Consider the following 449-nt stretch of genomic DNA (forward strand, 5'->3'; position numbering starts at 1 on the left):
GGAAGGAACACATGACCGAGACATCCACTGAGACACCCGTCGTCGTCGCATCCCGGTCGTCGTGGAAATGCGTGCAATCCGGTGACCGCGAGGGCTGGCTTGCCCTCATGGCCGATGACATCCTCGTCGAGGACCCGATCGGTGAGGCCGTCACCAACCCCGACGGCACCGGGGTTCGGGGCAAGGAAGCCCTCGGCGCCTTCTACGACGCCAACATCGGCCCCAACGAGCTGACCGTCACGTGCGAGGAGACGTTCCCGTCCAGCTCGCCGAACGAGATCGCCTACATCCTGGTGCTGCGCACCAAGTTCCCCAACGGGTTCACCGCCACCGTGCGTGGCGTCTTCACCTACAAGGTGAACGACGAAGGGCTGATCACCAACCTGCGCGGCTACTGGAACCTGGAAGCCATGGTCTTCGCGCAGGAAGACGAGAACTGACCGGCGGAG

General features: G+C 63.9%; 1 protein-coding gene. It reads left to right on the forward strand.

Annotated features, from left to right (window positions below; all coding sequences use genetic code 11):
- On the forward strand, positions 1-440 hold a 440-nt coding region (locus RNB18_RS52075), incomplete at its 5' end, for a nuclear transport factor 2 family protein (protein WP_311721065.1).
- Between the last annotated feature and the right edge of the window lie 9 nt (positions 441-449).

It is taken from the genome of Streptomyces doebereineriae, assembly GCF_031845645.1.
Taxonomy (GTDB): domain Bacteria; phylum Actinomycetota; class Actinomycetes; order Streptomycetales; family Streptomycetaceae; genus Streptomyces; species Streptomyces canus.